General features: G+C 67.8%; 20 protein-coding genes and 1 tRNA gene. 6 read left to right on the top strand and 15 right to left on the bottom strand.

Annotated features, from left to right (window positions below; translation table 11 throughout):
- Positions 1-4: 4 nt before the first annotated feature.
- The 4 genes from AC1DKV_RS31145 to AC1DKV_RS31160 all read right to left on the bottom strand — a co-directional run bounded on the left by AC1DKV_RS31145 (position 5) and on the right by AC1DKV_RS31160 (position 4,604).
- The gene (locus AC1DKV_RS31145) at positions 5-1,858 is read right to left on the bottom strand and encodes an Hsp70 family protein (protein ID WP_477138787.1); all 1,854 of its coding nucleotides are present in this window, start codon (positions 1,856-1,858) and stop codon (positions 5-7) included.
- Entirely contained in the window at positions 1,855-2,448 is a 594-nt protein-coding gene (locus AC1DKV_RS31150; RefSeq protein WP_477138788.1) for a DUF2760 domain-containing protein, read from the bottom strand. The genes AC1DKV_RS31145 and AC1DKV_RS31150 overlap by 4 nt, the downstream gene beginning before the upstream one ends.
- Positions 2,449-2,766: 318 nt before the next feature.
- Positions 2,767-4,005 (bottom strand): polysaccharide pyruvyl transferase family protein, encoded by a 1,239-nt coding sequence (locus AC1DKV_RS31155; RefSeq protein WP_477138789.1) that lies wholly within the window; start codon positions 4,003-4,005, stop codon positions 2,767-2,769.
- A gap of 113 nt (positions 4,006-4,118) precedes the next feature.
- A complete protein-coding gene (locus AC1DKV_RS31160; RefSeq protein WP_441623003.1) occupies positions 4,119-4,604 on the bottom strand; it encodes an Lrp/AsnC family transcriptional regulator in 486 nt (161 codons plus the stop codon).
- A 225-nt stretch (positions 4,605-4,829) separates the two neighbouring features.
- On the opposite strand from AC1DKV_RS31160, the gene hppD reads away from it, so the two are divergent.
- The 3 genes from hppD (at position 4,830) to AC1DKV_RS31175 (ending at position 8,715) form a co-directional block, all read left to right on the top strand.
- Positions 4,830-5,903: a 4-hydroxyphenylpyruvate dioxygenase gene (gene hppD / locus AC1DKV_RS31165; RefSeq protein ID WP_477138790.1), complete on the top strand. Its 1,074-nt coding sequence runs from the start codon at positions 4,830-4,832 to the stop codon at positions 5,901-5,903.
- A 160-nt stretch (positions 5,904-6,063) separates the two neighbouring features.
- Positions 6,064-7,446: an amino acid permease gene (locus AC1DKV_RS31170; protein ID WP_477138791.1), complete on the top strand. Its 1,383-nt coding sequence runs from the start codon at positions 6,064-6,066 to the stop codon at positions 7,444-7,446.
- Positions 7,447-7,512: 66 nt separating this feature from the next.
- Entirely contained in the window at positions 7,513-8,715 is a 1,203-nt protein-coding gene (locus tag AC1DKV_RS31175; protein ID WP_477138792.1) for an amino acid aminotransferase, read from the top strand.
- A 173-nt stretch (positions 8,716-8,888) separates the two neighbouring features.
- Here the strand turns inward: AC1DKV_RS31175 and AC1DKV_RS31180 are convergent.
- Together AC1DKV_RS31180 and AC1DKV_RS31185 are read right to left on the bottom strand one after the other, a co-directional pair.
- Positions 8,889-8,965 (bottom strand) — tRNA-Arg (locus AC1DKV_RS31180).
- 118 nt (positions 8,966-9,083) lie between these two features.
- Entirely contained in the window at positions 9,084-10,625 is a 1,542-nt protein-coding gene (locus tag AC1DKV_RS31185) for a methyl-accepting chemotaxis protein (RefSeq protein ID WP_477138793.1), read from the bottom strand.
- Between the two features lie 286 nt (positions 10,626-10,911).
- Here AC1DKV_RS31185 and AC1DKV_RS31190 point away from each other — a divergent pair, with 286 nt between their 5' ends.
- Positions 10,912-12,456, top strand: coding sequence for a serine hydrolase (locus AC1DKV_RS31190; RefSeq protein ID WP_477138794.1), 1,545 nt, complete (start codon positions 10,912-10,914; stop codon positions 12,454-12,456).
- A 36-nt stretch (positions 12,457-12,492) separates the two neighbouring features.
- On the opposite strand, the gene AC1DKV_RS31195 is transcribed toward AC1DKV_RS31190, so the two are convergent.
- The 9 genes from AC1DKV_RS31195 to AC1DKV_RS31235 all read right to left on the bottom strand — a co-directional run bounded on the left by AC1DKV_RS31195 (position 12,493) and on the right by AC1DKV_RS31235 (position 21,062).
- Entirely contained in the window at positions 12,493-13,461 is a 969-nt protein-coding gene (locus AC1DKV_RS31195) for a Bug family tripartite tricarboxylate transporter substrate binding protein (protein WP_441623015.1), read from the bottom strand.
- A gap of 80 nt (positions 13,462-13,541) precedes the next feature.
- Positions 13,542-13,874 carry a CoA transferase gene (locus AC1DKV_RS31200; RefSeq protein WP_441623037.1) on the bottom strand — a complete coding sequence of 111 codons (333 nt, stop codon included), beginning with the start codon at positions 13,872-13,874 and terminating at the stop codon, positions 13,542-13,544.
- A 15-nt stretch (positions 13,875-13,889) separates the two neighbouring features.
- Positions 13,890-15,281: an MmgE/PrpD family protein gene (locus AC1DKV_RS31205; protein ID WP_477138795.1), complete on the bottom strand. Its 1,392-nt coding sequence runs from the start codon at positions 15,279-15,281 to the stop codon at positions 13,890-13,892.
- A gap of 12 nt (positions 15,282-15,293) precedes the next feature.
- Positions 15,294-16,463, bottom strand: a complete 1,170-nt coding sequence (locus AC1DKV_RS31210; protein WP_477138796.1) for an acyl-CoA dehydrogenase family protein — start codon at positions 16,461-16,463, stop codon at positions 15,294-15,296.
- A gap of 703 nt (positions 16,464-17,166) precedes the next feature.
- Complete coding sequence (locus AC1DKV_RS31215; protein WP_477138797.1) at positions 17,167-17,946, bottom strand: GntR family transcriptional regulator; 780 nt, start codon at positions 17,944-17,946, stop codon at positions 17,167-17,169.
- A gap of 161 nt (positions 17,947-18,107) precedes the next feature.
- Positions 18,108-19,064, bottom strand: coding sequence for a Bug family tripartite tricarboxylate transporter substrate binding protein (locus AC1DKV_RS31220; RefSeq protein WP_441623023.1), 957 nt, complete (start codon positions 19,062-19,064; stop codon positions 18,108-18,110).
- Entirely contained in the window at positions 19,061-19,252 is a 192-nt protein-coding gene (locus tag AC1DKV_RS31225; RefSeq protein WP_441623025.1) for a hypothetical protein, read from the bottom strand. Before AC1DKV_RS31225 ends, AC1DKV_RS31220 begins: the two co-directional genes overlap by 4 nt.
- Positions 19,249-20,064 carry a phosphate/phosphite/phosphonate ABC transporter substrate-binding protein gene (locus AC1DKV_RS31230; RefSeq protein ID WP_477138798.1) on the bottom strand — a complete coding sequence of 272 codons (816 nt, stop codon included), beginning with the start codon at positions 20,062-20,064 and terminating at the stop codon, positions 19,249-19,251. The genes AC1DKV_RS31225 and AC1DKV_RS31230 overlap by 4 nt, the downstream gene beginning before the upstream one ends.
- On the bottom strand, positions 20,061-21,062 hold the full coding sequence (locus AC1DKV_RS31235) for an ornithine cyclodeaminase family protein (protein WP_441623029.1): 1,002 nt from the start codon (positions 21,060-21,062) through the stop codon (positions 20,061-20,063). Before AC1DKV_RS31235 ends, AC1DKV_RS31230 begins: the two co-directional genes overlap by 4 nt.
- Positions 21,063-21,364: 302 nt before the next feature.
- Here AC1DKV_RS31235 and AC1DKV_RS31240 point away from each other — a divergent pair, with 302 nt between their 5' ends.
- Complete coding sequence (locus AC1DKV_RS31240) at positions 21,365-22,252, top strand: LysR family transcriptional regulator (RefSeq protein ID WP_477138799.1); 888 nt, start codon at positions 21,365-21,367, stop codon at positions 22,250-22,252.
- Between the two features lie 187 nt (positions 22,253-22,439).
- Entirely contained in the window at positions 22,440-23,855 is a 1,416-nt protein-coding gene (locus AC1DKV_RS31245; protein WP_477138800.1) for an acetate--CoA ligase family protein, read from the top strand.
- Positions 23,856-23,859: the final 4 nt, after the last annotated feature.

Consider the following 23,859-nt stretch of genomic DNA (forward strand, 5'->3'; position numbering starts at 1 on the left):
TCACTCAGGCATTGGCGCTRGCGTTGCCGCGCACGTCGAACTCGACCTTCCAGCGCTCGCCGCTGCCGCKGGGCACGGCTTCCAGCTCCAGCGTCCCGGCCTCGGTGACCCGCGCGTGCAACTTGACCGGCACCACTTCGCCCGGGGTTCGTCCTTCGGATGGCAGCGTGGCCTGGATCTCGTCGAGCTCCTGCAATTCCTCCGGCGGCCAGTAGTCAAGCAGGGTGCCGACCTGGTCCTGGCGGCGCACCGACGAGCCGAAGAAACGGAAGTGCACGGGCTCGCCCACCACCAGGCCGAACTCCTGTGGCGGCAAGGCAGCCTCGGTGCCCTCCTCCATGCCGAACGGCGCCACGCACAGCGCCTGCACCGGCGGCTCGAAACCGGGGACGGCKGGCATCKAGGATTCCACGGCGATATAGTAGGCACGCGCGGTGCCGCCACGAATGCGCACTCCCTTGCCGCGCCGCACGTAGCCGTAGTACGCGGCGCCGCGCGCCACCGCCAGGTCCAGGTCGGCGCCTTCGAGCTGGCGCGCCGGCGCCGCGCCTTCCGCGGCGAGCCAGCCATTGAGCGTCTGCAGGATGCGGCCTGCCAGCAGGTCCGACTTGAACACGCCGCCATTGAAGAGAACGGCGGTGGGATGCAGGAAGGTCGCTCCCTCGGGCAAGGTGCCCGGCAAGCCTTCGAGTTCGGCGAGCGCGGCAACCTGGCGGCCCAGGAACGCGGCCAGGTGCCGCGTGATGGCGGCGTCCTGCGCATACGGCAGGCCAAGTTGCGTCAGGCCGGCGCGGGCCCGGCTCACCGGGCGGGCCGAAGCCTGCGCTGGCGGGAAGAACCCTTCCAGGATCGTCTGGGTCAGTTCGGCGCGCGTCAGCTCCGTGCGGATCGAGCCCCCGATCAGCTTGGCGCCGCGGCTCGGCACGACCAGGGGCACGGCATCCGTATCCGGGTCGGAAAGCAGCGTTTCCTTGGCGGCGCGGCAGGCATAGGTGAGCGCGCGCAGCTGCCACGGATCGGCCTGCGTGCCCTGGGCCGCCAGCTTGCGCGCCACCACGTGGGCGAGCGCGAGATCCATATTGTCGCCGCCGAGCAGGATGTGTTCGCCCACGGCAACGCGGTGCAGCTCGAGGTTGCCTTCGCGCTCGACCACGGCGATCAGCGAAAGGTCGGTGGTGCCGCCGCCGACATCCACGACGAGGATGATGTCGCCGACCCTGACCTGCTTGCGCCAGTGGCCAGCGCTGTTCTGGATCCAGCTGTAGAGCGCAGCCTGGGGCTCCTCCAGCAGGGTCATGCGTGCATAGCCGGCCGCCTCGGCCGCCTCGGCCGTCAATTCCCGGGCTGCCGGGTCGAACGATGCGGGAATCGTGACCGTGATCTCCTGCTCGCCGAACGGCGCCTCGGGATGCGCGTGGTCCCAGGCTTCGCGCAGATGCGTCAGATAGCGCACGGAGGTCTCGAGCGGCGAGACGCGCGTCACTTCGGGCGGTGCGTCGTTTGGCAGGATGGCCGCGCGGCGGTCCACGCCGGGGTGGCACAGCCAGCTTTTCGCGCTCGACACCAGGCGGATCGGCGTGGCCGCGCCGCGGCTGCGCGCCAGCTCGCCGACCGCGAAGTCCCGTGCCGCGTTCCACGGCAGGGCCAGGTCGCCCGGGGCGAGTTCGCTTGGGTGCGGCAGGTAGAGAAACGAGGGCAGCAGACCGAGGTCTTCGAGGGCGCCCGGCGCGGTGAGTTGCGTGATGGGCAGGAAACCGTGGCTGGTCTTCTCGCCGTCGCTGGCAGCGAGGTCGACGTAGGAGAGCGCGCTATGGGTGGTGCCCAGGTCGATGCCGATGGAGTAGCGTGCTTCGCTCATAGCTCGACCTCGGCGGGGGCGATCACGGTGGCGTCATGGCGTTCGGCCAGGCGCGGAAGACGGACTTCCGCGACCCGCCAGCCGCGGTGACTGATGCTGCCGTTGAACGGCGCGCTGCCTACCACGTTGCCGGTCAGGCGGATGGCGGTGGCGTMGAAGCCGTCGGCCAGCGTCACGCGGCTGCCCTCGGCTTCCTCGCGCACCGGCCGGATGGTGAAGTGCTCGCGCAGCACCGCGCGGCAGCCATCGTGCACGAGGCGGGCGGCGGCACCGATTTCCGTGTCGGTGTAGCCGGCGATGTCTTCCTCGATGAAGTCGATAAAGCGCGCGTCGCGCTGGAGCAGGCCCAGCAGCTGGAGCGCCGCGGCCGGGCTCGCCTCCTTCAGCGCGGGTGCGGCAGCCTGCGGGGCTGGCGCAGGGGTTGCCACCGGGGCCGATACCGGCGCCGGGGCTGCCGGGGCAAAGCCCTCCCCGTCGCGCAGGCGCTGCACGCCGCTGGCGAATTTGCCATCGCCAAGGATGGTGAAGAACGTGCCGACGGCAAGAGAGATCCTGCCGAGCAAAGATAGGTTCGCGTTCKAGTCGGTCATCAAAAAAGCTCCTGTGTGCTCTGTTAAAGGACGAGCTGTCCCCTGGCGACGCCATACAACCCCGCGGGCTCATGCGATCCGGGCACCGGAGCGCGAGCAGGGTGTCGGCGTCTTGTGTTTTTGGCCACGCCGGGCCTCTCAGGTCCGGATTTTGCCCTAAGGCGCCCGCCAGCGGCCAAAGCCGGGCACCGGCACGGCGAATCCGATGGAGAAAGGCGGACGCGGAACATGCATGGCGGGAGTGGAAACCGGGCCACGCCGGTTATACAGCATCCCCGTGTGTTTCATGCGACGCACGAAGCCCGTCGCTGCCCTTTTTCAGTCGGCCACGGCACTCTGGCGGTATGCCGCGACCAGCTCGCGCGCCGTCTGCGCCATGCGCGCGCGCGCCGGTGCCAGCGCCGCGCCGATACCATCGGCAAGCTCCCGCACCGCCACCGCGGGCGGGGCGCCGGGCGGCTCCCATGTGCCGGCGAACGCGGCCTGCTTGCTGGTGCCCGGTTCCTGCCCCGGACGCATGAGGCTCAGGCGCGGMAGGGCGAACRCCATCGCCACGATGCGCCCGTGCAGGCTGCTGCCGGCAAAGCCGCGGCTATGCGCGATCAGGGCGCAGATGTCCCAGATGTCGAGGGAACKGAACAGGTACGGCGCCGGCGGGCCCATGCGTTGCGCCAGGCGCCGGTAGCAGGCGAGGTCGTCGTGCCAGGGCGCGGCGCCGGCGCGGAACAGCACCACGCCATGACCCGTTGCGCGCGCGGCGCTCCCGAGCTGGCCGGCGAGCGCGTCGAGCGTGTCATCGTCGCCGAAGTCCGCGCTGAACTGCACGGCAAGATAGCCCCGCGGGAATGCCGCGATCACCCGCGCGACTTCACCGCGGCGGGCGCGCTGGCGGATGCGCGCGCCGAACAGCTCCGCCACCATGACCGCGGGATCCGGCGCCAGGCGGGCTGCCACGCCGTTGGCCTGCAGGATGCGCCGGGTCATGTCGTCTCTCACGCTGACATATGCCGCGGCGCCCAGCTTGCCCAGCACCTCGGCCCGCATGGCCGGGTCGCGCCGGTCCAGCCCGACACCGCCCACGGCGTTATAGATCACGCGCCGGGCGTGGGGGAACAGGCCTTGCGGCAGTACGTACGGAGCCAGGTCCGCCACGCCCAGCACACTGCGCGTCCATGCCTGGCGCTCTACTGGCCGGCCGTCGAGCCGCGCGATCACCGCCCCGGCCTCGTCCGGCGGCTGCAGCATCACGGCCGCCTCCCATGCTTCGCAGCAGAGAATCTCGCCCCCCGCATGGATGATGTCCGCTGCGCGCAGGCCCGGCCGGGCGGCGAGCTGCGCCAGCGCACTGACCCTGTGTCCCCCATACGGCAGCAGGTTGCGCGATGCCAGGCCGGCATGGCAAAGCCGCTGGCCTGGCAGCCGGTGCCCGAGTGGGTGCCCGAGTGGGTGCGCGAGTTGGCGCGCGACGATATGGGGCAACAGCAGGTCGCCGAAATTATGGCGATCGAAGGCGCCGAACAGGATGACGGGACGGCCGGCTTCCGGGACAGGGGGCACGATGCGGGTGAGGCAGGGATCTCATCCAAGCATAGTGCCCGGGTGGCGCCCGCGCCGGCACCGTTTCCCTTCCTGGCAGGAAGACGCCGCGCCCGGGGCCGCCCCGGGGCCGCTCAGGGCTCCAGCGGCATTGCGCTGGTGCACTTGATCTCATCCAGGCAGACGCTGGACTTCACCCCGCTTACTCCCGGGATACGCATCAGGGTGTCGAGCAGGAAATCCGAAAGCGACTTGAGATCGCGCGCCACCACTTTCAGCACGTAGTCGATATCTCCCGTGACGGAGAAACACTCCTGGATCTGCGCCAGCTCGGCGACGAGGCTCTTGAACTTCGACAGGTCCCGGATATGGCCCCGCTCCATCGTGACATGGATAAAGGCGATGACGCCGAACCCGAGGCTGGAGGAATCCAGCCGGGCCTCGTAGCGCTTGATGATGCCGGCCTCCTCCAGGCGGCGATGCCGCCGCAGCGTCTGGGCCGGCGACAGGCGGATGGCCTCGGCCAGCTCGAGGTTGGACACGCGTCCGTTTTCCTGCAGCGCAGCCAGCAGGCGGCGGTCTATGCGATCAAGCTCAGGAGTCTGCACTTTTGTTTCCATCTATCCTTGGATGACGAAATTTTATCTCATGATCTAGGGTTTGCCTGCGTGGGCTACGCAATCCTATTTACCGGAGCGAAATATAAACTTCGTTCCAGACTGACGTTACGGATGGCGAGCCGCGAGGCCGGCACCGTACGTGCCTGACGCTGCGCCCCGGTGCGTTGGCGCACAACAGCCGCAATATTATTTCCCTCGTCCCCCAAACTTTCCGTTGAGCACACCATGGCCKATCTGTTTGAAAACCCGATGCAGTTGATGGGCTTYGAATTCGTGGAATTCGCCTCGCCCACTCCCAACCTTCTGGAACCCTTGTTCGAGCAGATGGGCTTCAGCCTGGTGGCACGCCATCGCTCCAAGGACGTGGTGCTGTACCGCCAGGGCGAGGTCAATTTCATCGTCAACCGCGAGCCGCACAGCCCGGCGGCCTACTTTGCGGCCGAGCATKGCCCGAGCGCCTGCGGCATGGCGTTCCGTGTGAAGGATTCGCACAAGGCCTATGCGCGCGCCCTGGAGCTGGGCGCCCAGCCGGTGGAGATCGCCACCGGMCCGATGGAGCTGCGCCTGCCCGCGATCAAGGGCATTGGCGGCGCGCCGCTGTACCTGATCGACCGCTTTGAAGACGGCAAGTCCATCTATGACATCGACTTCGAATTCATCGAGGGCGTGGACCGCCGCCCGGTGGGCCATGGCCTGCGCCTGATCGACCACCTGACGCACAACGTCTACCRTGGCCGCATGGCCTACTKGGCGAACTTCTACGAGAAGCTCTTCAACTTCCGCGAGATCCGCTACTTCGACATCCAGGGCGAGTACACCGGGCTGACCTCCAAGGCCATGACCGCGCMGGACGGCAAGATCCGCATCCCGCTGAACGAGGAATCGTCCAAGGGCGCCGGCCAGATCGAGGAATTCCTGATGGCATTCAATGGCGAAGGCATCCAGCACATCGCCTTCCTGACGGACAACCTGCTCGAAGTCATCGACAACCTGCAGATGGCCGGTGTCCCCCTGATGACCGCGCCCAACGACTACTACTACGAGGGACTGGAAAAGCGCCTGCCGGGCCACGGCCAGCCGGTGGACCAGCTGCAGGCGCGCGGCATCCTGATGGACGGGACCACCGAAGGCGGCAAGGCGCGCCTGCTGCTGCAGATCTTCTCCAAGACCGCGCTCGGCCCGGTGTTCTTCGAATTCATCCAGCGCAAGGGCGACGAAGGCTTCGGCGAAGGCAACTTCAAGGCGCTCTTCGAATCGCTGGAACGCGACCAGATCGAACGCGGCACGCTCAAGGTCTGAGGCTCACAAGGCACTGACCGCAACAACGCCGTCCGGCGCCCGCAGCAACACTGCGCGCCGGCGGTGCCTGGCCAAGAGCGCCCGCGAATTGCAGTACGCAAGTACGCAATACGCAAGAGGCGCAGGCTCACATTCCAAAAGAGTGGGTAGAGACACAAACATGGTTTCCCATAACACGGAAGAGACACTCAAGCGCGGCCTGAAAAACCGCCATATCCAGCTGATCGCGCTAGGCGGCGCCATTGGCACCGGCCTGTTCCTGGGCATCGCCCAGACCATCAAGATGGCGGGGCCCTCGGTGCTGCTCGGCTACGCGGTGGCCGGCATCATCGCCTTCTTCATCATGCGCCAGCTCGGCGAGATGGTGGTGGACGAACCGGTCGCCGGCTCCTTCAGCCACTTCGCCAACAAGTACTGCGGCTCCTTTGCCGGCTTCATGTCGGGCTGGAACTATTGGGTGCTCTATATCCTGGTCAGCATGGCGGAGCTTTCCGCGGTGGGCATCTATGTCCAGTACTGGTGGCCGCATATTCCCACCTGGATTTCCGCGCTGGCGTTCTTCCTGCTGATCAACGCCATCAACCTGTCGAGCGTCAAGTCATTCGGCGAGATGGAGTTCTGGTTCTCCATCGTCAAGGTCCTGGCCATCGTCGGCATGATCGTGTTCGGCGGCTACCTGCTGGCATCCGGCACGGCCGGCCCGCAGGCGAGCGTGGCCAACCTGTGGCAGCACGGCGGCTTCTTCCCGAACGGCATCAGCGGCCTGGTCATGGCCATGGCGGTGATCATGTTCTCGTTCGGCGGCCTGGAGCTGGTCGGTATTACCGCGGCCGAAGCGGATGCCCCGGAAAAGACCATTCCCAAGGCCACCAACCAGGTGATCTATCGCATCCTGATCTTCTACGTCGGCGCGCTGGGCGTACTGCTTTCGCTCTACCCGTGGGAAAAGGTCGTCACCGGCGGCAGCCCCTTCGTGCTGATCTTCCATGCGATGAACAGCGAGATCGTGGCCACGGTGCTCAACGCCGTGGTGCTGACGGCCGCGCTGTCGGTCTACAACAGCGGCGTGTACTGCAACAGCCGCATGCTGTACGGCCTGGCCAGGCAGGGCAACGCGCCGCAAGCGCTGCTGAAGGTCAACAAGCGCGGGATCCCGCTGGCCGCGCTGGGCGTTTCCGCGCTGGCCACCGCCGCGTGCGTGGCGATCAACTACTTCATGCCGGGCGAAGCCTTTGAGCTGCTGATGGGGCTGGTGGTCTCGGCACTGATCATCAACTGGGCGATGATCAGCATCATCCACCTCAAGTTCCGCCGCGACAAGCGCCTGGCCCGGCAGGAGACGCGCTTMAAGAGCCTGGGCTATCCGTTCACGAACTACCTCTGCCTGGCTTTCCTGGCGGGCATCTTGTACGTGATGTACCTGACACCCGGGCTGCGCCTTTCCGTGTACCTGATTCCGGCATGGCTGGTGGTACTGGGCGTGAGCTACCGCTTGCGGCAGAAGAACGCAGCTCCTGCCCTGCAGCCAGGCGTATCGGCATAATAGAGGCACCCCCCGGCGACCCGCTGCCCGGTCGCCGGCGACAACTCACTCCAGCCAGAGTATCCAATGTTCGAACATATCGATGCCTATCCAGGCGACCCGATTCTTTCGCTCAACGAAAGCTTTCAACAAGATCCCAGGACCGACAAGGTCAACCTGAGCATCGGCATCTACTTCGATGGCGAAGGCAGGCTGCCCGTGATGCAGGCCGTGGCGGAAGCCGAAAGCGCGCTGCTGGCCGACATGGGTCCGCGCCCTTACCTGCCCATGGCTGGTTTCGCGGTCTACCGTGACGCCGTGCAGGCGCTGGTCTTCGGCGAGCAATGCGAGGCGCGCGCGCAGGGACGCATCTCGACCGTGCAGACCCTGGGCGGCTCGGGCGCGCTGCGGGTAGGCGCGGACTTCCTGAAGCGCTATTTCCCGGATGCGCAGGTCTGGATCAGCGATCCGAGCTGGGAAAACCATCGCGTGATCTTCGAGCGCACGGGCTTCACCGTGAACACGTATCCCTACTACGACGACGCCACCGGCGGCCTCAAGTTCGACGCCATGCTGGAAGCGCTGCGGCTCATCCCGAAGCGCAGCATCGTGCTGCTGCACGCCTGCTGCCACAACCCTACCGGCGTGGACCTGGACCAGGACCAGTGGCGCCAGCTCGTCAAGCTGCTGAAGGCCAACGAGCTGCTGCCCTTCGTCGACATGGCTTACCAGGGCTTTGGCGCCGGCCTGGACGACGATGCCTTCGCCGTGCGCGAACTGGTGGCGCAAGGCGTGCCCTGCCTGGTGGCGAATTCGTTCTCGAAGAACTTCTCGCTGTACGGCGAACGCTGCGGTGGGCTGAGCGTGGTCTGCGACAGCGCGGAAGAAGCCGGCCGTGTGCTGGGCCAGTTGACCGGTGCGGTGCGAGCGAACTACAGCAATCCGCCGACGCATGGCGCCAGGGTGGTGGCCAGGGTATTGACCACACCGGCATTGCGGGCGACCTGGGAGCGCGAGCTGGCGCTGAAGTGCGAACGCATCGCCAGGATGCGCGTGGCCATCCACGACAGCCTGCGCGACCATGTGAGCGGCGAAGCGTTGTCGCGCTACCTCACCCAGCGCGGCATGTTCACGTACACCGGCCTGACGGCGGACCAGGTGGACCGCCTGCGCGCGGAACACGGCGTGTACCTGCTGCGATCGGGGCGGATGTGCGTGGCCGGCCTGAACGAGCGCAACGTGAAGCAGGTGGCGGGCGCCATTGCCAGCGTGCTGGMGCGTACCGCTTGAACCTGCCGCTTGAACCTGCCGCTTAAACCTGCCGCTTAAATCAAGTACGGGGCACGCACGCCACGCCACGCCGTTGCGTGCCTGCCAGGAGCCGGGGACCAGGACGCAAAGCCGGGCCCGGCATCCCAAATGAAAAAAGGGCTTCCATTGCTGGAAGCCCTTTTCCTTATCGGTGGTGCGGCTGGCAGGATTCGAACCCACGACCCCTTGGTTCGTAGCCAAGTACTCTATCCAACTGAGCTACAGCCGCACGCGAGGACGCGACTATACCGCAGCCACGGAAAAATGCAAGTCATTCCTGCGCGGAGGCGAAAGCCGCCGGGTCTCCGACAGGTCTTCGCGCCCTTCGCTTCCGTGCGCCAGGCGGCTTACGCCGCCAGCCGGAACGAGGCCACMGCCTGCTTCAGGCGCTGGGCCTGTTCTTCCATCGAACCGGCGGCCGCCGCGGCCTGCTCCACCAGCGCGGCGTTCTGCTGCGTCACGGTATCCATCTGCGTGACGGCCTGGTTGACCTGCTCGATGCCCGCGCTCTGCTCGGCCGAGGCCGCGCTGATCTCGCCCATGATGTCGGTGACACGCTTGACCGCGCCCACGATCCGCTCCATGGTCTGGCCGGCATGCGCCACCAGTTCCGAGCCCTTCTCCACGCGATCCACGGAGTCGCCGATGAGGGCCTTGATTTCCTTGGCGGCGGTCGCGCTGCGCTGGGCCAGGCTGCGCACCTCGCCGGCCACCACGGCAAAGCCGCGGCCCTGCTCGCCTGCGCGCGCGGCTTCTACCGCGGCATTGAGCGCCAGGATATTGGTCTGGAAGGCAATGCCTTCGATCACGGCAATGATATCCACTACCTTGCGCGATGCGCCGTTGATGTCCTGCATCGTCGTCACGACCTGGCCCACTACTTCGCCGCCCTCGACCGCGATCTCGGAAGCGTTGACCGCCAGCGAGCTGGCCTGCCTGGCGTTGTCCGCGTTCTGGCGCACGATGCTGGTCAGCTCTTCCATGCTCGAGGCCGTCTCCTGCAGCGAGGAAGCCTGTTCCTCGGTGCGCTGCGACAGGTCGGTGTTGCCCGCGGCGATCTGGCTGGTGCCGGTGGCGATGGCGTCGGTGCCGGTGCGCACCTGGCTGATGATGCGCAGMAGGTTGGCGTTCATGTCGCTGAGCGCCTGCAGCAGCTGGCCGGTCTCGTCCTTGCTGTCCACCACGATGCGGCTGCCCAGGTCGCCCGATGCCACCGTGCGCGCGATGCCGACGGCGCGATGCAGGGGACCGGTGATGCCGCGCRTTAGCCATACCKAGAATGCCACGCCAATGGCCAGCACCAGCACGCCGATCACCATCATCCCGTTGCGGGCAGACAGGTAGATGTTATGGATCTCGAGCGCGGTCGCATCGATGCTCGAGCGCTGGATATCAAGCAGCTTCTGGATCTCCGCCAGGTACGCATCGCCGGCCGGCACGAATTCCTGCTCGAGCACCTGGTTGGCTTCCTCGGTATTGCCTGCTTCCTTCAGCTTGGTGATCTTGTCGCGCGAATCGTTGTAGGGGATGCGCACGGTCTGGATCTTCTTGAACGCCGCCTTTTCCTCCTCGCTCGACAGCAGCGGCTCGATCTTGTCGCGCAGTGCCGCGACGGCCACCACGGACCCTTGCGTCTCCTTGGCAAAGAATGCGCCCAGCGCCGGATCGGCGCTCTTGGCCACGGCCGTGGTGCGGCGCACGCTGGTATGCATCATGCGGTACCAGTCGCTGACCACGCGTTCCTTGGCCAGCGGCGCCTGCATCATGTCGCTGGTGCGGTCCGCGACCTGCGCCAGGCGCGCGATGCCCAATACGGTCATGAGGGTCGACAACAGTATTACCACGCCGAAGCCAATGCCGAGGCGCACTCCAATTCCCAAGCTTTTCATTTCTTCTACCTGATTTGCGATTGAATAGCGGCGAACTGCCGGCGCCCGGGCGCCGGTCCGCTCTTTTTCCTGCCGCCTGCCAGAAGGGGATCTTTTCGAAAATCCTTTCTGCGGACGATGGCGACAATAACGGCAGGCGAAAGGCAAAACTTGAGGCAGCGGCGCCCCGCGCGGGCAGGCGCCGGCAACGGCGGCCGCGCGAACCGGCTTAGTGTGCGGCGCGCGCATGGACTATTCTCGGTGCAGGCTCCCGCGCGCCGCGGTGCCGCCGACAAGGAGAACCATCGTGAGCGGATTGCACGAACGCCGGCGTTTCCTGGGTGCCGCGCTGGCCAGTACGCTCGCGGCCTGCGGCRGGGGCGACGATGCCGGCGCGCAAGGCGCCGGGCCCGCCCCGGTATCCGACGCTCAGGTTTCCGCCGCGATCGGCCAGCTCGACCAGCTGGCCGCCAGCCTGATGAACACATCGGGCCTGCCGGGCATGGCCGTGGCGGTGGTATGGGGCGGCCAGACGGTCTACGCCAAAGGCTTCGGCAGGCGGGTGGTCAGCGCACCGGACGCGGTGGACGCCGACACGGTGTTCCAGCTCGCCTCCGTGTMCAAGCCGGTCGGCGCCACGGTGGTGGCGCGACAGGTCGGCCTGGGCGGGATTGCGTGGGAGACGCTGGTGCAGGCGCACCTGCCGTGGTTCGCGCTGTCCGACGCGGCGGTCACCGCCCAGCTCACCATCGCCGATCTCTATGCGCACCGCTCCGGCCTGCCCGATCATGCCGGCKACCGTCTGGAAGACATGGGCTATGACCAGCGGCAGGTGCTGCAGCGGCTGCGCTTCCTGCCGCTGCAGGGCTTCCGGGCGACGTACGAATATACGAACTTTGGCCTGACCGCCGCGGCGGAATCGGTAGCGGCCGCCGCTGGCATGGACTGGGCCACGCTGTCCGGGCAAGCGATCTACCAGCCGCTGGGCATGAGCAGCACCAGTTCGCGCCATGCCGACTTCGCCGCGCGCCCCAACCGCGCGCTCGGCCATGTCAAGGTCGGCGGCAGCTGGGTGCAGGGCACAGGCTCACAGCCCGATGCCCAGTCGCCGGCCGGCGGCGTCAGCTCGTCGGTCAACGACATGGCGAAATGGCTGGCCATGGTGCTGGGCCAGGGCCTGTACGGCGGCAACCGTATCGTGGCGGCGGCCCCGCTGGTCGCCGCGATCTCGCCGCAGATACAGTCGATGCCGCCAGGCAACGGACGACCGGCCAGCTTCTACGGCTACGGCTTCAATGCCGGGACCACCTTCGCGGGCCGACCGAGCTTCAGTCATTCCGGCGGCTTCGCGCTGGGTGCGGCAACCAGCTTCACGGCGGTGCCCTCGCTTGGCCTGGGGATCATCACGCTCACCAATGGCTATCCGATCGGCTTGCCCGAGGCATTGAACGCCCAGTTCCTGGACCTGGTGGAGTCCGGCGCCATCCAGCTCGACTGGTTCACGATATTCGCGCGGGGGCTGGCGCCCGTCATCGCGCCGGAGGGCTCGCTGGTGGGCGTGGCGCCGCCGGCCGCGCCATTGCCGGCGCGCGCGCCTTCGGTCTACACCGGCACCTACCGCAATGACTACTATGGCCCGCTGGTGGTCAGCGAGCAGGCAGGCGCGATGTCGCTCGCCATCGGCCCGGTGCCGATGGTGCTGCCGCTGGCGCACTGGGACGGCGACGTCTTCACGTTCACGCTGCGGAACGAGAACGCCACGCCGGGAACCATATCGAAGGCGAGCTTCTCCAGCGACCGCGTCACGCTGGAGTACTACGACAAGGAAGGCCTGGGCACGTTCGTGCGGTAAGCGCGGCTGGCGTGCGCCGCGCCGTTCCGCCGTCGTTCAGTCCACCGTCACATTGGCCCGCTTTGCGGCACCCCCCCAGCGGGCAATCTCGGACTGGATGAAGACACCGAACTCCCGGGGTTCCATCACCACCGTCTGCGCGCCGAGGCCGGCCACTTCCTTCTGCCAGTCCGCGCTCCTGACGATCTTCCCGATCTCCGCAGAGAGCCTGGCAAGGACAGGCTGGGGCACGTTGCGCGGCGCGACCACGCCGATCCATGGATCGCCGCGGAAGCCCGGGTAGCCCGATTCCCCGATGGTCGGCACGCCCGGCAGCGTCGACACGCGCTGTTCGCTGGCCACCGCGATGGCCTTGAGCTTGCCCTGCCGGATCAGGGGCTCGGCGATCGACACCACCTCGAACATGACATCGACCTGCCCGCCCATGACGTCGGTCATCCCGGCCACGCCACCCTTGTAGGGCACGTGCGTCAGGTTGACGCCGGCGCGGTCCTTGAACATCTCCATCACCAGGTGGTTGGTCACCCCATTGCCGCCGGACGCGTAGTTCACCTTGCCCGGATTCTGCCGGGCGTAGGCCACGAGGTCCCGGACCGAACTGAACCGCGATTTCGGATTGGCCACCAGCACCAGCGGAAACAGCCCGATCGATGCGATCGGCTCGAAGTCGCGCGTGGCATCGTATTTCAGGTTCTTGTAGATCCAGCCATTCACCGCCAGCGGGCCGCTGGAAGTGGCAAGGATGGTATAGCCGTCCGGGTCGGCGCGGGCCACGGCCTCGGCCGCGAGCCCGGCGCCGGCACCAGGCTTGTTCTCGACATAGAACGACTGGCCGAGCGCGGTGCTCAGGCGCTGCGCCAGCTTGCGGGCGATGACATCGGTAGTCTGGCCCGGGGGAAATCCCACCAGGACACGAACCGGCTTGGCCGGATAGTCGGCTGCGTGAGCCGCAAACGCGGCCGCGCACGACAGCAGCAGCCCTAGCGTGGCTTTGAGCATCTTCATGGTTGTCTCCTCTTTGTAGATTCTTCGCGTGAATTCCAGCGCGGATACCAATGCMGGCCGCGGCCCGGCGAAACGGGCCGCTAGCGGACCACGCCCTCCATCCTCAGGCCCGCTATCCGCTCGGCGGTATAGCCGGCGCCGAGCAGGATCTCATCCGTCTGCTCGCCGAGCAGCGGGGCCCTGCGCCTGACGCCGCCCGGTGTCTCGCTGAGCTTGACCGGCACGCCCGCGATCCGCACGGGCCTGCCGGAGCCGGGCTGCTCGACCTCGACCAGCATGTCGCGCACGCGGTAGTGCGGATCGTTGAAGATGTCCTGCGCCGTGTAGACGGGACCGACGCGAACGCGCCCCCGGACTGCCGGGCCGCAAGCCCGGGTCCGCCCCCTGGCGCGAACGGTGCGAACGGTACGCAGAGCCGGCGCCGCCGGCTACGACGGTGTTGCCGCGATATGCGAATGCACGAGCGAGGACAGGCTGTGCGCGGGTACGGACTCGAGGCCGTCGACGAACGCATACAGCCGCTGGGCGCGTTCGCTGCCGAGGAGCGCGGACGCCTTCGCGCGCAGCTTGGCCGACTTGACGCTGAGCGCGACCGGTTTCGCCAGGTCGACCTCCTCGCCGTACGTGGCGCCCGAGCGCGTCTCGATGACCACGCGCGCCGATGTGTCGGCGAGCCTGGCATCGCCTTCCAGGACCACGCGCCCGGCGACCTCGGCCAGGCCGGGCGCCTCGCACGCGGCATCGCTGAAGGATTCCAGTGCCGCCGTGTCGATGCCGGAAAGGACCATCGCCGCGATCAGCGGCAGGCTGAATTTCACTTCGAGACCGGTGCGCGGCCGCTCGATGCAGCACACCGGCAGCCACTGCGGATGGATGAAGAGCGTGACGCGCGCGAGATCCTCCGGCACCAGGCGGTGCCGGGACCTGAGCGCAAGCAGCGCTTCCACTGCCGGATGGGTGCCGTGGCAGCAGGCGTGGTACTTGTACTGGACATCGGCAAAGCGGAAGTCATGCGGCCGGCAGCCGAACGCCGCGTGCGGCTCGTCCGCCTCGCCAGCGTGCGTCGCGGCAAATCCGCCGGCGCACTCGATGCCGTCGGGCCGGGACACGAAGCCMAGCGCCGCGAGCGTCGCCGCTTCGATGCCGTTGGATGCCGCCATGCCGGCGTGGAACGGCTTGCCCATCGAGCMGAACTGCGATTTCAGGCCGGACGCGCGCGTCGACGCGATGCCCAGCGCATGGCGTGCCTGGCCCGCATCGAGCCCCAGCAGCCTGGCGCACGCCGCCGTCGCGCCAAAGGTGCCCGAGGTCGCCGTCTGGTGGAAGCCCGCGTTGTAGTGCTTCCTGCCCAGATAGGCGCCAACGCCGCAGACCGTCTCCACGCCTGCCAGGAATGCCTCGAGCAGCGCCTTGCCGCTTGCCTGCTGCTGCTGCGCGACAGCCAGGGCCGCCGGGAACACAGCTACCGTGGGATGCCCGACGAAGGCGAAGTGAGTGTCGTCGTAATCCAGCGCGTGCGATGCCGCGCCATTGGCCAGCGCCGCCGCGCGCGCCGGCACCCGCTGGTTCAGGCCGATGACGCTGGCGCCCGGCGTGCCGCCGTCGCTGGCCACCATGGCGCGGACGACCTTGCTCACCGGCTCGTTCGCGCCGGCAAGCCCGACCGCAAACCAATCGAAGATCGACAGCTTGGCGATGCTCAGCGCCTCGGCCGGGAACGCGAGCGAAGCGTCGACGGCGAAGCGCGCTGCCAGCGCGGTGATGCCCGCCGCGGCATCGGGCCCGTTGCCCTCGCGGGCCCGCTTGTCAGGTTGACTCATGCTTGCTCCGCTTCATTGCCTGGCGATCTTCCCGAGCAGCGCGTCGGAAATGATGCGTTTCTGGATTTCCGAAGTCCCCTCGAAGATCTTGGTCAGCCTGGCGTCGCGCCAGTAGCGTTCGGCCGCGAAATGCGTGGTGTAGCCGGCGCCACCATGGATCTGCAAGCCTTCGCTGGTCACCTGCTCCGACATCTCGCTGGCGAACAGCTTGACCATCGCCGCCTCGGTATCGCAGCGCACGCCCTCGTCGATCTTTTCGCAGACCGAGTACAGCAGGCTGCGCGACGCCTCGATCTGCGTCGCCATGTCGGCCAGCTTGAAGCGGATTGCCTGGAAGTTGCCGATCGGCTCGTTGAACTGCACGCGCTCCTGCGCGTAGCGCAGCGCGTCCTCGAGGCTGCCCTGCGCCAGCCCGATCGAACGCGCCGCGGTGTGGGCGCGGGCCGTCTCCAGGCCGGCGGTGGCAAGGTAGAAGGCGCGCCCCTCTTCGCCGACCATCTGCGAAGCCGGCACGCGGCACTGGTCGAATGCCAGTTCCCAGGTGGTCCACCCGTGGTAACCGATCTTGGGGATCACGCTCCCCTTCACGCCCTCGGGCAGCGCGCCGCGCGGCTTCTCGACCATGAAGGCCGACAGGCCGCGATGACGCGCGTGCGGATCGACCTGCGGATCGGTGCGTGCAATGACGAGGATGAAATCGGCCTCGTCGGCKAACGTGCACCAGTATTTGCTGCCGGTGATTTCCCACTCGTCGCCCACGCGCACGGCGCGGCAGCTGATATTGCTCACGTMCGACCCGGCATTGGGCTCGGACAAGGAGAATGCACCGAGGAATTCGCCGCGCGCCATGCGCGGGAGATACTCGGCCTTCTTCTCGGGTGCCAGGCCCTTGAGCGCGCCGATCAGGCCGTTGCCGCGCGCGATCAGGCTGCCAACGCTCATCCAGCCGCGCGACAGTTGCTCGGCGACCAGGCAATACTCGTAGGCGCCCAGGCCTAGCCCGCCGTACTCCTCGGGAATCAGGATGCCGAAGTATCCCAGCTCCGCCATCTCCTCGATCAGGTGCCGGGGGATCTGACCCTTCTCCGGATCCAGCTTGTTTGCGATGGGCAGCACGCGCTCCATCGTGAACTGTTGCGCCGCCTCCTTGATCATGCGCCGCTCGTCGGTCAGCTTCTGCACCCTGCTCTCCTTGGTCCTGGCTTTTCTTCGGTTCCGATCTGGCATTTCGCCCGCTTGTGTACGTACATAGTAGCACCGAGTTTTGCGACCGTCATTGCCTTTTTCATTCGCCTCGGTGGTTGCGATAGAGAAAGATCCGGCCAAAAATMGCGGTTTTTCGTGGATTCCCGCGCCAATCCGGCAGCTGCCACGCAGGCGATAAGCCGAAATTATGTACGTACCTATGATGATGGCGAACCAAAGAACCCGCCTGGCATGGCCGCGCATGCCGCCACCGCCAGGAAACACGGCGGGCAAGGAGAAAAGCGGGAGTGACTTCGAGAACTACTGTGGGAAGGAAGCCGGGMCGCGCAGCAGCGCGGTCGCCGGCGGCTGGCAGGCGCAGCTACCGTMGATCAACGCGGGGGAGGAAAGGCGCGCCCGGCTGGCGGGCTGTCGTGGCGCGGCTGGCCGTCCCGCATGCGTGGACAGGCGTGGTGCACGGATCGCGGCCAGCGCGTCGGTGCCATGTGGCCGGCMCGGACCGGACCAGCGCGAAAGGCAAGGCCGGTCGCGCCGGCAGCGGAAAGCAGGAGGCGGGAGGCGGGAGGCGGGAAGCGGGAAGCGGGAAGCGGGAGGCGGGAGGCGGGAGGCGGGAGGCGGGAGGCGGGAGGCGGGAGGCGGGAGGCGGGTAGTCMGCCTTGCGCACATCCCGGCGGGCCGCCTAGGCGCTGCCCTTGCCGCGCTTGAGCTGAAACGACACGATGCCGCGGTCGGCGGGATAGATGGTCTCGGTGATCTCGAGGATCTTGCCCTTGGCATCCTTGTAGTGCCGGATCATGCGCAGGCCCGCCGAACCCGGCTCCGCATTCAGCTGCTTCGCCAGTTGCGCGTCGATCAGCACGCCCGAGACGATCTGGCGGATCTCGCTGATGGCCTGCCCGCACTCCCGCTCGATAAGGGAACTGATGAGGATGCGCGGGTTTTCCTCGACCAGCTTCGTGATTTTCTCGAAAGCCTGGTCKATATAGATATTCGCCCAGGACACCGGCGTATTGCCCTTCCTGGCATCGACCCGGGTCCCCGCGAACAAAATCCAGTGGCTGTCTATCGGCGCGGCYAKGMGCCTGGCCGCCGCGCGGTCCAGCGTGACCGGCCTGATGGCCTGCAGCGACCTGACCTCGGTCGCGGCGACATGGACCAGATCCTCGATGGTGTCGAACGACTGCGTGTAGGACGCGGTCGGGTTGGCGCTCTCCACCTTGGTGCCGACAGACTTCTTGCGGGAGATGTAGCCGCGATCCTGCAACAGTTGCAGCGAGGCGCGAACCGTGTGCCTGCTGACGCCATACTGATCGGCAAGCTCGTGCTCCGTCGGCAGGAGGCTGCCGATGACATAGCGCCCGTCGACGATCTCTTTGACCAGGGTATTCGCAAGGTCGACATAGCGCGTGACCGGCGCGGGAGGTGTAGCGGCAGCGCTATGGCTGGACTCGGAGTTCATAGGAGAATCGCGCGGGAATCGATGAGCGCCGCATGCGGTGCGCGGCGCTGACCACGCCATTGTAAGCCCTGGCCGGCCTCTCGCCCCGCGCCGTCGAGCCGGGCGTGCCGCGCAGGCGCCTCGTGCCGGCCCCGCGCGCGCGGCTGCCGCCATGCCGCYACTCAGTCGATCGTGATCTGCCGCTTGTGTATCACCCCGGCCCAGCGCGCGCTCTCCTTCTGGATGGTCGCGGCAAGCTCGACCGGCGTGCCGCCCGCGGCATCCATGCCGATGGTKGCAAGCTTCTCCTTGAGCGCGGGATTGGCCAGCACCAGGTCGGCCTGGCGGCTKATCTGCTGGATCACGTCCCGGGGCGTGCCGGCCGGCGTCATCAGCGCATACCAGGAGACGGCCTCGAACTTCGGGAAGCCCTGTTCCGCGATGGTGGGCACCTCCGGCAGCACGGCGGAGCGCTTCGCGCTGGCCACGCCGAGCGCGCGCAGCTTGCCGGCCTTGATATAGGGCAGCGCGGAGGACAACTGGGCGAACATCATGGTGACCTGGCCGCCGACGAGATCGGTGATGGCGGGGCTGACGCCCTTGTAGGGCACATGGATCAGCTTGATGCTGGCGTCGAGCTGCAGCAGTTCGCCGGCGAGGTGGGCCTGGCTGCCGGCCCCGGGCGAGGCGAAGGTCAGCTCGCCGGGCTTCTGGACGGCGAGCCTGAGCAGCTCCGGCAGGGTCCTGGCCGGCACGCTGGCGCCGACCACCAGGACGTTCTCGGCGGTGGCGAGCATGGTCACTGGAACCAGGTCCGCGGGCTTGTAGGGCAGGTTCGGCATCAGCGTCGGGTTCACCGCGATATTGCCCACCGGCACCACCGCCAGCGTATAGCCGTCCGGCGGGGCCTTGGCGACCTGGTCGACGCCGATCGTGCCGGCCGCGCCGGCGCGGTTGTCGACCAGCACGTTCTGGCCCCAGGCCTTCGACAGCCCTTCGCCGACGACGCGGCCGAGCACATCGGCGGGGCCGCCCGCGGGGAACGGCACGACCAGGCGCACGGGCTTGGCGGGATAGCCTTGCGCGCCGGCCAGCAGCGGCAGGCAGGCCGCCATCAGGGTGATCAGGAAACGCTTCATCGGAAATTCTCCCTTGGTCTGGAAACGGGTTGCGCGCGGCCGGTGCGGAGCAGACGCATCAGGCCACGCGGATGCTGCGCTCGCCGCGGGCCGGCCAGCACGCGCGAGAAGTCCAGCACCTTGAGGCCATGCAGCGGCAACGCGGACATGTCGGCATCCGCGCCGCGGGATTCGGGCGAGCCGGTCACCGGACGTCCCCGGCCAGCGCGAAGCCGGCGTTGTCCGCCTCGCGCGCGAAGCCGGCGAGCACGGCGTAGTCCGCCTCCTCCACGAGCGCGAAGCGCGCCAGGCACAAGGATGCCAGCAGCGCCGCATTGCGGTGGTCGCGGTGCAGGTCGAGCAGCGCCATGCGGATGCGCGCGGCGCTGGCATCGTCCGTGCCGGCCGCCGCCACCAGCGGCGGGATGGGCGAGGCCGGCGTCACCGCCAGCGTCTTCAGGCAGGCCATGCGCTCGGGCGCATGCAGGCGCAGCAGGTCCAGCACATAGCTGTCCACCACGCCGGCGTCCGCGCGGCCGGCGATCACGGCGTCGATCACCTCGCCGGGCGTCKGCGTGGGCGTGCCGGCGGGACGGTACAGCGTGCCGGTGCCGGGCGCGGCCTGCCGCAGCAGGAAGTGGCGCGGCGCGTTGTAGCCGGAGTTGGACTCCGCCAGCATGCACGCCAGCCGCCCGCCGAAGGTCTCGGCCAGCACGGTTGCGGGTGCATCGGCACGCACGATGAACTCGGTGAAGTAGACCGGGCGCTGTCCGTAGCGCGCCGGCGACGGCACCGGCGCGGCCAGCAGGCGCGGCCGCACGGCGGCGCTCACGTACGGGAAGCCGCACATGAACACGCAGCCGCAATCGGGCCGCGCCCACAACGCGCTGACCGGTGCCGGCGCGGCATGCTCCACGTAGGGCAGCGCCACCCCGGCACGCTCCGCCACGCGGGCGAACAGTGTCCTCCATGCCTGCGCCACCGGCGCGGCCACCGAGTACATGCGTGCGTTGGCGATCATGCGTAGACCAGCCTTTGGCCAAGCCCCATGCGCTCGGCCTTCTTCATGATGGCATGGCCCAGCGCGATATCGCTGAGCGACAGGCCGCGGTGCCAGAACAAATTGGTCTCGTCGTCGCTCTGCCGGCCCGGCTTGCGGCCCGCCACGATCTCGCCGAGTTCGCCGTGCAGGGTTTCCTCCGACAGCTTGCCCGCCTCCACATGCGCGCGCAGCGAGCCGAGGATGCCGCCCTTGCACTGGCTCCAGTCGTCCACCACCAGCTTGTCCATGATGTCCGTCAGCGACAGCTCGACCGCGCTCATGGTGCCGTAGGGCACCACGAACGCGCCGGGCTTGATCCATTCGGTCTTGAGCATCGGCGTGGGGCGCTCCAGGCGCGAGGCTTCCACCACGATGTCGGCGCCGCGCACGCACGATTCCCAGTCTTCGGTGACCACGATCTTCTTGCCGAGGTCGCGCGCCAGGCGCTCGGCGAATGCATTGCGGCTCTCGGGGCGACGCGAATGCACGCGGATCTCGTCGAAGTCGAAGATGCTGTCGAGCAGGCGCACGTTCCAGTAGGAGGTGCCGCGCGCGCCGATATGGCCCAGCACCTTGCTGTCGCGGCGGGCCAGGTGGCGCGCGCCCAGCGCGGTGATCGCGCCGGTACGGGCGTCGGTGATGAACGTGGCGTCGATCATGGCCACCGGCATGCCCGTTTTCGGGTCGAACAGGTTGAGCATGGCCATCTCGGACGGCAGGCCCAGCTTGTAGTTGTCGACGTAGTCGCCGACGATCTTGACGCCGGCCAGCCCCAGCGGCGCCACATAGCCGCGCAGCACGTTGAAGTGCCCGTTGAACGCCGGGTCCGGGATCAGGTGCACGCGCGGCTCGATCACCGTCTGCCCGTTGCCCTGCGCCAGCAGGCCCTGCTCGACCGCATCAAGGATCTCCGCATCGGTCATGGCCAGCCTGGCGATGTCCTTGCCGTTGATGTAAGTCAGATGAATGTCGCTCATATCGTCTCCTGTCTCCTGGTCCTGGCTTGAGGGAAAATGCACGCGCCGGGTGCGTACTGGCGGATTGCGCTGGCCCGCGGTGCGGCGCAGCCCCATTCGTGTGCGCCGCCATATCGCGGCCGAACCAACGTGGTGCGCGGCATCCGGCGGCCGGCAATTGCCTTGCACGGGGCGCCTTCGAGATCAAGTGTAGGTTTCGCGGCCATGACTGTCGTATGCTTATATGTCCACGAGGCTTAACATGGTGTTATAGGTAGTTGTCATAGATTGTCATAGGTATTCGGACCACGGACCGCCCCGCGATGAAACTCAACCTCAGGCAGATCGAAGTCTTCCGCGCCGTCATGCTCACGGGCTCGATCAGCGCCGCCTCCAGGCTGCTCTACGTGTCGCAGCCGGCCATCAGCCGCCTCATGTCGCACACCGAGCAGCGCCTCGGGCTGGCGCTGTTCCAGCGCATCAAGGGCCGCCTCTATCCCACGCCCGAGGCGCGGCGCCTGCTGGGCGAGGTCAACGCCGTCTACGAAGGCATCGAGCGCGTCAACGAGATCGCCGAGGACCTCGCCGCCAAGCGCACCGGCAGCCTGCGCATCTCGTGCAGCCCCAACCTGGGCCAGACCGTGCTGCCGCGCGCCATCGCGGCGTTCCGCGAGGCGTATCCCKACATCCGCATCGTGGTGCGCACCCAGATCCCCGGCAACATGCTGCGCGCCCTGCTCTCCGGCCAGGCCGAGCTGGCGGTGTCCAACATGCCGCTGGTGCACCCCAACCTGGARGCACGGCTGCTGGTGCGCAACCCCATCGTCGCGCTGATTCCGGTCGGCCACCGGCTCAGCACGCGCGCGTCGGTACGGCCCGCCGAACTGGCCGGGGAAGCATTGATCGGCTATGGCGCCGACGTGCCGTTCGGGCTGCTGGTGCGGGAGATGTTCGGCGGCGAGGAAGCGCAGCCCGACATGCGCGTGCAGGTGGAGCAGGCGCATGTCGCGCGCGCGCTGGCGCAGGCCGGCGCCGGCATTGCGCTGGTGGATGCGATGACCGTGTTCGGCCAGGCCTGGTCGCATATCGTGGCGGTGCCGGTCAAGACCAAGGTCAATGCCTCGGTGCAGATCTTCCATGTGCAGACAGAACCGCTGTCGCGCCTGGCACAGGAGTTCGTACAGACGCTGACACTGACGATGAAGCCATAAGGCGCGGCGGCCTGCCCGGCCTGCCCGGCCTGTCTGGCCTGTCTGGCCTGTCTGGCCTGTCTGGCCGACATCGGCATGGCCACGGACTTGTGCACATTGTGCGCACATTGCACGATCGCAGTTGCGCCCCCCGGATGGATGGGTTGCAATCGTCCCACCTTTCGCCAACAGAAAGGGGGAGACAATCATGCAAGGCCCATCCCTGGCGCGCGCGCCATCCCGCGAGCATCTGTCGAAACTGCTCGCCCCGTCCTCGATCGCCATCGTGGGCGCCTCGCGCGACGCAAGCCGCATCGGCGGCGTGGCGCTCGATCACCTGCTGCGGCTCGGCTACGGTGGCGAGGTCTTTCCGGTCAACCCGCGCTATGAGGAGATCGCGGGCCTGCGCTGCTATCCGGATATCGAATCGCTGCCGCGCGTGCCGGACGTCGTGGTACTCGCACTGGGCGCCGACGACGTGCTGCCGAACCTGGAGCGCTGCCACGCCATCGGCGTGCGCGCCGCCATCCTCTATGCCTCGGGCTTCGCCGAGGCCGGCGCGGCCGGCGTGCAGCGCCAGGCGGCGCTGACTGCCTTCGCCCGGTCCACCGGCATGGCGATAGCGGGCCCCAACTGCATGGGCCTGGCCAATCTGACCACGCGCGCCGTCACTGCCTTCGCCACCACCTTCAGGACCTGCCCGCCGCCGCCCGGGCCGGGCTCCGTCAGCCTGCTGACGCAAAGCGGCAACGTCTGCGCCATCGTCTATGCCACCGGCTKGCAAATGGACGTGCGCTTCCACCAGTTCATCAATACCGGCAACGAGGCCTGCCTGGACTACGCCGACTACCTGGCGTACCTGGCCGATGACCCGCAGACGCAAGCCGTGGTCGGCTACGTGGAGGGCCTGCGCGACGGCCCGCGCTTCCTCGACGCCGCCGCCCGCCTGCGCGCGCTCGGCAAGCCGCTGGTCCTGCTCAAGGCCGGCGAGAGCGAACAGGGCTCGGCCGCCACGCAGTCGCACACGGCCGTGCTGGCCGGCAACCAGGCCATCTACCGCGCCGCGTTCGCGCAGCTCGGCGCGATGCAGGCGAGCGATCCCACCCACCTCACCGATCTTGCCTACCTGGCGGGCTTCCGCCAGCGCGATGCCGGCCGGCGTGTCGTCATCGCCTCGGTCTCCGGCGCCATGGGCGCGCTGTCGGCGGATCTGCTCAGCGCGCAGGGACTGGAACTGCCGACGCTTTCGGCGGCGACGCAGCGCAGGCTGGTCGACAGCGTGCCGGAGATCGGCTCCACCGCCAATCCGGTCGATATGACCGGGCAATTGTTCAACCGCGACCGCCTTGCGTTCGCCGTGCTCGACACGCTTGCCGCGGACGCAAGCGCGGACGTGATCTTCGTGTACGCGACCGCCTACCTGCTCGACCGCGTCGCCGGCGAGCTGATCGAAGTCGCCGCCAAGACGTCGCGCCTGATCGTGGTCGCCACCACCGGCGAACCGGGCAGCCGCGCGCAACTTGCCGCGGCGGGCGTGGCCGTGTTTCCCGACGTCGCGCGCGCGGCCAGGGCGCTCGGCGTCTACCTGCGCTGGCTCGACAGCGCCGGGCCCGCCGCGCACTGAGGCG

It is taken from the genome of Cupriavidus sp. 05T41 (assembly GCF_056396525.1).